The organism is Kitasatospora sp. NPDC057518 (genome assembly GCF_042802075.1).
In the GTDB taxonomy this organism is placed as follows: domain Bacteria; phylum Actinomycetota; class Actinomycetes; order Streptomycetales; family Streptomycetaceae; genus Kitasatospora.
The window spans coordinates 1-10,585 of the sequence record NZ_JBHVEU010000310.1; the positions used below are offsets into that span (position 1 = coordinate 1).

A 10,585-nucleotide genomic window follows, 5' to 3' on the forward strand; every position below is an offset into this window, starting at 1 on the left:
GTCCTGCTGGCGGGCAGCGCCGCCCGCTACCGGCCGGACGTCGCCGCCCTCACCGAACTGGCGGCGGACCTCGGCCCGATCCGGCACGTCGACCTCGCCTGGGTCCGCGCCAGCGGTGTCCCCGACGCCGGCGGGTGGTTCACCAGCCGGCGGCTCTCCGGCGGCGGCGCCCTGGTCGACCTCGGCTGGCACCTGCTGGACACGGCCCAGGCCGTGCTCGGCGGCGACGTCCGGTTCCCGTCGGTGCTCGGCTCGCTCTCCGCCGACTTCGTCAACGACGGCAGGCGCGGCGCCGGCTGGCGCGGCACCGAGGGGCCGGACGGCGCGGGCGACGTCGAGGACACCGCCCGCGGCTTCCTGCTCACCGACACCGGCGTCTCGGTGGCGGTGCGGGCGAGCTGGGCCTCCCACGAGTCCGTCGACACCACCCGGATCACCGTGGAGGGCGCCACCGGTTCCGCGACCCTGGAGTGCACCTTCGGCTTCAGCCCGAACCGCCGGGTCCCGCGCCTCACCCGGACCCGCGACGGCGTCACCACCGAGGTCCCGCTGCCCGGGGAGGACGTCGGCACCGAGTACGTGCGCCAGCTCGACGAGCTGCCCGCCGTGCTCGCCGACCCGGCCTCGCGCGGCGCGGCCGTGAAGCGCGCCCACCACACCATCTCGGTCATCGAGCGGCTCTACGCGGCGGCCCGCGCCCCGCGGCCGCGGCTCGCCGACGAGGCCGCGGCGCTCGCCGTCTGACCGTCGTCGGCGTCCGACCGCCGTCCCCGCCGTCCCCGCCGTTCCCCGCCGAGCCGCGGCTCCACCCGAGCAGCCCCGTGCCCCGGCCCCGGAGGCCGTGCCCATCCCCTCGGCCCCGGGGCGTCAGGCCCGGTCACCCGTCCGGGCAGCCCCTCGTCCCATGGAGATCCCATGCCGATCGACCAGCTCGCAGCCACCGCCCCGACCACCGGGCCCGACGGCCACGCGCTCGCCGCCCGCTCCCCGCTGCGCGCCGTGGTCTTCGACCTCGACGGCGTCATCGTCGACAGCTTCGACGTGATGCGCCGGGCGTTCCTCACCGCCTACGAGGAGGTGGTCGGCGACGGCAACCCGCCGTTCGAGGAGTACTGCCGCCACCTCGGCCGCTACTTCCCGGACATCATGCGGATCATGGGGCTGCCGCTCGCCCTGGAGGAGCCCTTCGTCCGGGAGAGCTACCGGCTCGCCCCCCAGGTCACCGTGCACGCCGGGGTGCGGGAGCTGCTCGTCGACCTCAACCGGCGCGGCATCCGGCTGGCCGTGGCCACCGGCAAGAGCGGCCCCCGGGCCCGCTCGCTGCTCGACCAGCTCGGCCTGCTGCACCACTTCGACCACGTGCTCGGCTCCGACGAGGTCCCCCGGGCCAAGCCCGCGCCCGACATCGTGCTGCGCGCCCTGGAACTGCTCGACGTGCCGGCCGAACGGACCGTCATGGTCGGCGACGCCGTCACCGACCTGGCGAGCGCCCGGGGCGCCGGGGTCGGCGCGATCGCCGTGCTGTGGGGCGAGAGCGACGAGGCGGCGCTGCTCGCCGAACGGCCCGACGCGGTGCTGCGCCGGCCCGACGACCTGCTCGCCCTGCTGCCCGAACCCGTCCCGGCTCACTGACCGGCCGTGAGCCCGCCCCCGGCCGCCCCACCGGCCGGTCCGGGCCGGTCCGCCCTCCCCGCCCCGCCGCGCCCACGCCCGGCGGGGCGGCGCCGTTCCCACCTACCGCGCAGCCGCCCGCCGCGCCCGCCGCCCCTGCCCCGTCCACCGTGATTAGGGCCCGTATAGGGGGGCGGATAGGGGCGGCCCGGAGCCCCCGCCGCACGAGACTGTGACCGGCGGGAATTCGCGTACGGCCGCCCCGGAAAGGCCGCCCGGCAATTGCGCCGGCCCCGTACCGCGATATTCCGGCCCGGAAATGCCATCCCATTCCGCCGCCGCCCACCCCCGGTGCCGGGCGGAAATCGAATGCCCCCGCCCGAGGCCCGAACCGGGCCGACCGGAACAGACCCCGAACCAACCCTGAACCGACCCTGAACCGACCCAAGGAAGTGACGGCATGTTGCGCACCGAGCTGATCCGGCCGCTGCCCGAACTGCTGGCCGAGCACGCCCGCGACAGCTCGGACAAGACTGCGTTCCGCGACGCCGTCCGCGGCGTGACCTACGGCGAGCTCCACGCCCGCACCGGCCGGATCGCCGGCCACCTCGCCGACCTGCGCCTCCAGCCCGGCGACCGGGCCGCGATCCTGCTCGGCAACAGCGTCGAGGTGGTGGAGGCCTACTTCGGCATCCTGCGCGCCGGCGCCATCGGCGTGCCGCTCAACCCGCACGCCACCGAGGCCGAGCTCACCCACCTGCTGGACGACAGCGGCGCCCGCGTCGTCATCACCGACGCCGCCCGCGCCGCCGGCCTGGACGCCCTCGCCCGCGGCCGGGCCGACCTGCGGGTGATCGTCACCGGCGAGGGCCCCGTCCCGGCCGGCACCCTCTCCTTCGAGACCCTGGCCGGCACCGACCCCGCCACCCCCGCGCGCGACGACCTCGGCCTCGACGACCCCGCCTGGATGCTCTACACCTCCGGCACCACCGGCCGGCCCAAGGGCGTGCTGTCCACCCAGCGCAACTGCCTCTGGTCGGTCGCCGCCTGCTACGTGCCGGTACCCGGCCTGAGCGCCGAGGACCGGGTGGTCTGGCCGCTGCCGCTGTTCCACAGCCTCTCCCACATCGCCTGCGTACTGAGCGTCACCGCCGTCGGCGCCACCGCCCGCATCCTCGACGGCTTCGCCGCGCGGGACGTCCTGGAGGCCGTCCGCGAGGAGTCCGCGACCTTCCTGGCCGGCGTGCCCACCATGTACCAGCAGCTGGTGCGCGCCGCCCGGGAGGACGGCTTCACCGCGCCGGCCCTGCGGATGTGCCTGGTCGGCGGCGCCATGACCACCGCCGCGCTGCGGCGCTCCTTCGAGGAGGCGTTCGGCGCGCCGCTCATCGACGCCTACGGCTCCACCGAGACCTGCGGCTCGATCACCGTCAACTGGCCCACCGGCGCCCGCGTCGAGGGCTCCTGCGGCCTGCCCGTCCCCGGCCTGGGCGTGCGCCTGGTCGACGTCGAGACCGGCCTGGACGCCGCCGACGGCGAGGAGGGCGAGGTCTGGGTGCGCGGCCCGAGCGTGATGCTCGGCTACCACAACCAGCCCGAGGCCACCGAGCAGGCGCTGCGCGGCGGTTGGTACCACACCGGCGACCTCGCCCGGCGGGACGGCTCCGGCTACTTCACCATCACCGGCCGGATCAAGGAACTCATCATCCGCGGCGGCGAGAACATCCACCCGGCCGAGGTCGAGGAGGTGCTGCGCGGCGTGCCCGGCGTCGCGGACGTCGCCGTCGTCGGCAAGCCCCACGAGGTGCTCGGCGAGGTGCCGGTGGCCTTCCTGGTGCCCGGCCCCGGCGGCCTCGACCCGGAGGCCCTGCTGGCCGCCTGCCGGGAACGGCTCTCCTACTTCAAGGTCCCCGAGGAGCTGTACGAGACGGAACGCATCCCGCGCACCGCCTCCGGCAAGATCACCCGGCACGTGCTGCTGGACGCGCCCGCCAGGCTGCGGGCCGCCGGCGGCAGCCACTACGAGCACCTGTTCCGCGTCGACTGGCTGCCGCTCTCCTCCGTCCCCGGCGCCCGCTCCGCCGCCGGCACCTGGGCGGTGCTCGGCGCGGACGCCTTCGGCCTCGCCGACGCCCTCGGCGCCGCCGCCCACCCCGACCCGGCCGCGCTGGCCGCGGCCGGCCCGCTGCCCGATGCCGCCGTGCTCGGCGTCGGCGCCGGCCTGCGCACCCCCGGGCCGCTCGCCGCCGACGTCGAGGACGCCGTGCGCGCCCTCGACGGGCAGCTCACCGCCTGGCTCGCCGAGGAACGGCTCGCCGACACCGCGCTGGTCGTCGTCACCCGGGGCGCCGCCGGCCCCGGCGGCGCCACCGACCTCGTCCAGGCCGCGCTGCGCGGCGTGGTCCGCGCCGCCCGGGTGGCGAACCCCGGCCGGTTCCTGCTGGTCGACCTCGACGCGGAGGAGAACGCCGCCGACGCCCTGGCCACCGCCGTCGCCTCCGGCGAACCCGAACTCGTCGTCCGCTCCGGCGTGGCGCTGCGCCCGCGCGCCGCCCGGGTGTCCGCCGCGCTCGCCCACGGCGAGCCCGGCGCCCGCTTCGACCCGTGCCGCACCGTCCTGGTCACCGGCGCCGACGGGCCGGCCGCCGCCGCCGTCGCCCACCACCTGGTGGCCGGACGCGGCGTGCGCCGGGTCCTGCTCACCAGCCCGCACGGCCCCGCCGACCGGGCCGCCGCCGAACTCGCCGGACGGCTCACCGCCGCCGGCGCCGAGACCACCCTCAGCGCCCTCGACCTCGCCGACCGCGACGCCCTCGCCGACTGGCTGGCCGGCCCGGGCACGCGCTTCAACGCCGTCGTCCACACCCCCGGCGCGGCCTTCCCCGGCCTCGGCGCCGCCCTCGCCGCCGCCGTCAACCTGCACGAACTGACCGCCGGCACCGAGCTGTCCGCCTTCGTCGTGCACACCCCCACCGTCGGACCGCTCGGCACCCCCGGCGCCCCCGGGGAGGCCGCCGCCGCGGCGTTCCTCGACGCCCTCGCCCACCACCGCAGCCGCCACGGCCTGCCCGGCCTCGCCCTCATCACCGGCCCCGCCGACGGGGACGGACGCCCCGTGCCGCCCGGCCTCGGCCGGCTCACCGCCCAGGAGAGCGCCGCCGCCTTCGACGCCGCCCACCTGGCCGACCACACCTCCCTGCTGCTGCTCCGGCTCGACCCCGAAGGGCTGGACGCCCTCGCCCCGCAGGACGTCCCGGCCCTGCTGCGCGACCTCATCGACACCCCGGCCGGCCCGAGCGCCCCGGACACCGCGACCGCCGCCGCGCTGCGCCGCCGCCTGGCCGGCCGCCCGGCCGCCGACCGGCAGCGCGAGCTGCTCGACCTCGTCCTCGCGGAGACCGCCGGGCTGGCCGGCGACGGCCCCGACCCGATCCGCCCCGACGGCCCGTTCAAGGACCTCGGTTTCACCTCCGCCACCGCCGTCGAACTGCGCGGCCGCCTCACCGCCGCCACCGGCCTGCGGCTGCCCGCCACCCTCGCCTTCGACCACCCCAACCCGACCGCCGTCGCGGCCTTCCTGGTGAACGCGCTGACCGGCCGTCCGGCCACCGCCGCCCGGCCCGCGCCCGTACCGCGCACCGTGCCGCCCGCCGAGGACCCCGTCGTCATCGTCGGCGCCGCCTGCCGGCTGCCCGGCGGCGTCGCCTCCCCGGCCGACCTGTGGCGGCTGGTCGCCGAGGGCACCGACGCGATCACCCCCTTCCCCGCCGACCGCGGCTGGGACCTCGACGCCCTCTACGACCCGGACCCGGCCGTCCCCGGCACCTCCTACGCCCGCCACGGCGGATTCCTGCACGACGCGGGCGAGTTCGACGCCGCCTTCTTCGGGATCTCCCCGCGCGAGGCGCTCGCGACGGACCCGCAGCAGCGGCTGCTGCTGGAGACCTCCTGGGAACTGCTGGAGCGCGCGGGCATCGACCCGACCTCGCTCAAGGGGCAGCCGGTCGGCGTCTACGCGGGCCTGATGTACCACGACTACGCCACCGACCTCGCCGAGGTCCCGGACGGCCTGGAGGGCTACCTGGGCACCGGCAACGCCGGCTCGGTCGCCTCCGGCCGCATCTCCTACACCCTCGGCCTCGAAGGCCCGTCGGTGACGGTGGACACCGCCTGCTCCTCCTCCCTGGTGGCCCTGCACCTGGCCGCCCAGGCGCTGCGCGACGGCGAGTGCACGCTCGCCCTGGCCGGCGGCGCCGCGATCATGGCCCGGCCCACCTCCTTCGTCGAGTTCTCCCGCCAGCGCGCGCTCTCCGCCGACGGCCGGGCCCGGGCCTACGCGGACGGCGCCGACGGCACCGCCTGGGCCGAGGGCGTGGGCCTGGTGCTGCTGGAGCGGCTGTCGGACGCCCGGCGGCTGGGGCACGAGGTGCTGGCGGTCGTCCGGGGTTCGGCCGTCAACCAGGACGGTGCGTCCAACGGCCTCACCGCCCCGAACGGTCCCTCGCAGGAGCGGGTGATCCTCGCCGCCCTCGCCAACGCCGGGCTGACGGCGGCGGACGTCGACGCCGTCGAGGGCCACGGGACGGGGACCTCGCTGGGCGACCCGATCGAGGCGCAGGCGGTGCTGGCCACCTACGGGCAGGGCCGTCCGGCCGAACAGCCGCTCTGGCTGGGGTCGTTGAAGTCCAACATCGGCCACGCCCAGGCCGCCGCCGGTGTCGCCGGCGTGATCAAGATGGTGGAGGCGCTGCGCCACGGCGTGCTGCCGAAGAGCCTGCACATCGACGAGCCCAGCACCAAGGTGGACTGGGAGTCCGGCGCGGTCGCCCTGCTCACCGAGGAACGGGCCTGGCCCGAGGTCGACCGGCCGCGCCGGGCCGCCGTCTCCTCGTTCGGCGTCAGCGGCACCAACGCCCACGTCGTCCTGGAGCAGGCCCCCGCCCAGGAGCCGGCGCACCGGGCGGTGCCCGCCGGACTCGACGGCGAACCCGACGCCGGCTCCGGCACCCCGGTGCCCTGGCTGCTCTCCGCCCGTTCCCCCGAGGCCCTGCGCGACCAGGCCGAACGGATCGCCGGGTTCACCGAGGCCAGGCCCGTCGCCGAGGCGCCGGCCGTCGCCCGCGCGCTCGCCGGCTCCCGGGCCGCGCTGGAACGGCGGGCCGTCGTGGTCGCCGCCGACCGGGCGCGGGCGCTGAGCGGGCTGCGGGCCCTGGCCGGGGGAGAGGCCGCGGCCGGGCTGGTGTCCGGTCGGGCGGAGGTGAGTGGTCGGTCGGTGTTCGTCTTCCCGGGTCAGGGTTCCCAGTGGGCCGGGATGGGCCGTCGGCTGCTCGCCGAGTCCGCGGTGTTCGCGCGGGCTCTGGAGGAGGCCGCGGAGGCGCTGAAGCCCTATGTCGACTGGTCGTTGCTGGATGTGGTGAACCAGGTGCCGGGTGCCGCTTCGCTGGAGCGGGTGGATGTGGTGCAGCCGGTGTCGTTCGCGGTGAACGTCGGTTTGGCGCGGCTGTGGTCCTCGCTGGGTGTGGTGCCGGACGCGGTGGTCGGCCACTCGCAGGGGGAGATCGCGGCGGCGCACGTCGCGGGCATCCTCTCGCTGGAGGACGCGGCGGCGGTGGTGGCGCTGCGGTCGCAGGCCATCGCCCGCGGTCTGGCCGGACGCGGCGGCATGGTGTCGATCGGGCTGCCGCTCGCCGAGGTGGCCGACCGGCTCCCCGCCGGGGTCGAGGTCGCGGCCGTGAACGGCCCCTCCTCGGTCGTCGTCGCCGGTGACCCGGCCGGCCTCGACACCGTGGTGGCCGCCTTCGAGGAGCGCGGCGCCCGGGTGCGCCGGATCCCCGTCGACTACGCCTCCCACACCGCCCACGTCGAGTCCATCGAGGCCGAACTCGCCGAGCTGCTCGGCGCGGTGAAGCCGCAGCCGGCCGTCGTCCCGTTCCTGTCGACGGTCGAGGGCCGCTGGCTGGAGGGTCCGGAGCTGGACGCGGGGTACTGGTATCGCAACCTGCGGCAGACGGTCCGCTTCGCCGAGGCCGTCGAGACCCTGGCGGGTGACGGTTTCCGGGCGTTCGTCGAGGTCAGCGCGCACCCCGTGCTCGCCCACGCGGTCGTCGAGGCCCTGGAGGAGGCCGTCCAGGCGCCGACCGTCGTCACCGGCACGCTGCGGCGCGAGGACGGCGGCTGGGACCGAGTCCTGCTCGCCGCCGCCGAACTCCACGTCCGCGGCGTGCCCGTGGACTGGTCCACGGCCCACGCCGGGGCCGGCACCGTCCGCCCCTCCGAACTGCCCACCTACCCCTTCCAGCACCAGCGCTACTGGCTCCGGCCGGGCCGCGCCGCCGGCGACCTCGCCGCCGTCGGCCTGGACAAGGCCGGCCACCCGCTGCTGGAGACCGAACTGCTGCTCGGCACCGAGGAAGGCGCCGTCTTCACCGGCCGGATCACCGAACGCACCCTGCCCTGGCTGGCCGACCACCGGGTCGGCGGCGCGACGCTGCTGCCCGGCACCGCGCTGCTCGACGCCCTCGCCCACGTCGGCCACCGGCTCGGCGCGCCCACGGTCGAGGAACTGACCGTCTCCGCCCCGCTCGTCGTCCCGGACGGCGGCGGCCTCGACCTTCAGGTCCACGTCGGCGAGGCCGAGGACGGTCGCCGCGCCGTCCGGCTGCTCACCCGCACCGGCCCCGGCCTGCCGTGGCACGCCAACGCCACCGGAACGCTCGCCCCCGAGGGCCCGGAGCCCGCCACCGCCGACGACCTGACGGTCTGGCCGCCCGCCGGAGCCCGCCCGCTCGACACCGACGGCCTCTACGACCGGCTCACCGTCGCCTACGGCCCCGCGTTCCACGCCGTCGAGGCCGCCTGGCTCGCCGACGGCCGCCTCTACGCCCAGCTCCGCCTCCCCGACACCACCACCGACACCGCCGCCTACGGCCTGCACCCCGCCCTGCTGGACGCCGCCCTCCACCCGCTCGGCGAGGCCGGCCTCCTCCCCGGCGCCGACGTGCCCAGGCTCGCCTTCTCCTGGGCCGGCGTGCGCCTGCACGCCACCGGCGCCGAGGCGCTGCGCGTGGTCGTCACCCCCGCCGGCCCCGACACCCTCACCATCCGGGCCGCCGACGACACCGGCGCCCCCGTCGTGGACGTCGAGGCCCTCACCGTGCGGCCGGTGGACCCGAGCGGCCTCACCGCCGGTCCGGCGGACGACGCGGCCCTGTTCGAGGTCGACTGGGTCCCCGCACCCGAGGCCGCCGACGTGCCCGCCGACGTGCCCGCCGACGGGCCCGCGGACTGGACCCTCCACAGCGACCTGCCCGAGGACGGCGCCCTGCCGCCCCTCGTGGTCCTGCCCGCCGGTGTGGGCGCCCCCTCCGACACCGTGCCCGAGCGCGCCCACGCCGTCGGCCACGACGTCCTGCGGGCGCTCCAGGCCTGGCTGGCCGACGACCGGACGGCCGACTCCCGGCTCGTCGTCGTCACCCGGCGCGGCGAACTCGTCCAGGAACCCGTCCGGGGCCTGGTGCGCACCGCCCAGTCGGAGAACCCCGGCCGCTTCGTCCTCGTCGAGGCCGACGACCCGGCCGACGCCGCCCGGGCGGTGGCCGCCGCACCGGACGACGAACCGCAGCTGGCGCTGCGCGACGGGCGACGGCTGGTCGCCCGCCTGCGCCGCCCGGCCGCCCCGCCCGCCCCCGCGCCGGACGCGCCGTCCCCGCTGGCCGGCGGCACCGTCCTGGTCACCGGCGCCAACGGCGGCCTGGGCCGCCTGGTGGCCCGTCACCTCGCGGCGGTCCACCGCGTCGCGGAACTCGTGCTCCTCTCCCGCTCCGCCGTACCCGCCGACCTGCTCGAAGAACTCGCCGCGCACGGCACCCTGGTCCGCGCCGAGGCCGTCGACACCGCCGACCGCACCGCGCTGGCCGCCGTCGTCGACACCCTCGCCGACCGGCTGACCGGCGTCGTCCACGTCGCCGGGATCGTCGACGACGGCGTCATCGAAGCCCTGGACGCCGCCAAGTGGCACAGCGTGCTGCGCCCGAAGGTCGACGCCGCCTGGCACCTGCACGAGCTCACCGCCGGCCTCGACCTGGCCGCCTTCGCGCTCTACTCCTCCGCCTCCGGCGTCCTCGGCGGCTCCGGCCAAGGCAACTACGCGGCCGGAAACGCCTTCCTCGACGGCCTGGCCGCCCACCGGCGCTCGCTCGGACTGCCCGCCGTGTCGCTCGCCTGGGGCCTGTGGGCCGAGGCCGCCGGCATGGGCGGCCGGCTCAGCGACACCGACCTCGCCCGGATGGCCCGGGTCGGCACCCGCCCCCTCTCCGCCGACCAGGGCCTCGCCCTCCTGGACGCCGCACTCACCGGCGAGCCCGCGGCCGTGGTGCCGATCAGGCTCGACGTCACCGGCGTCCGCACCGAGGACCTCCCGCCGCTGCTGCGCGACCTGGCACCCGCCGCCCGCGCACCCCGCGCCCTGCGCCGGGCCGCCGCCCGCACCGCCGCGGACGGCGCCGGCACCCTCGCCCGGCGGCTCGCCGGACTCTCCGCCGCCGACCGCGACGGACTGCTGACCGCCCTCGTCCGCGACACCGCCGCCGCCGTCCTCGGCCACGGCTCGGCCGCGGCACTGGACGTCGACAAGGCGTTCAAGGAACTCGGCATCGACTCGCTCACCGCCGTCGAACTCCGCAACGCCCTCGGTACCGCCACCGGCCTGCGCCTGCCCGCCACCCTGGTGTTCAACTACCCGACGCCCAAGGCCCTCGCCGCCCACCTCGCGACCGAACTCGTCGGCGAGGAACCGGCCCCCGCCGCCCCCGCCACCCCCGCGGCACAGGCCGCCGGGACCGAGGACGACCCGATCGCGATCGTCGCCGTCGGCTGCCGCTTCCCCGGCGGCCTCGACTCCGGCGAGGACCTCTGGCGCTTCGTCGCCGCCGGCGGCGACGCCGTCACCGGCCTGCCCGCCGACCGGGGCTGGGAC

The 10,585-nt window shown here is 77.4% G+C and carries 3 protein-coding genes; all 3 read left to right on the forward strand.

Annotation, left to right across the window (positions count from 1 at the left end):
• A partial coding sequence (locus ACFU7Z_RS27245) for a Gfo/Idh/MocA family oxidoreductase (protein WP_380780262.1) occupies positions 1 to 744 on the forward strand: 744 nt, incomplete at its 5' end.
• Positions 745 to 915: 171 nt separating this feature from the next.
• Positions 916 to 1,632 (forward strand): HAD-IA family hydrolase, encoded by a 717-nt coding sequence (locus ACFU7Z_RS27250; RefSeq protein ID WP_079272307.1) that lies wholly within the window; start codon positions 916 to 918, stop codon positions 1,630 to 1,632.
• A 439-nt stretch (positions 1,633 to 2,071) separates the two neighbouring features.
• A partial coding sequence (locus ACFU7Z_RS27255; RefSeq protein WP_380780265.1) for an SDR family NAD(P)-dependent oxidoreductase occupies positions 2,072 to 10,585 on the forward strand: 8,514 nt, incomplete at its 3' end.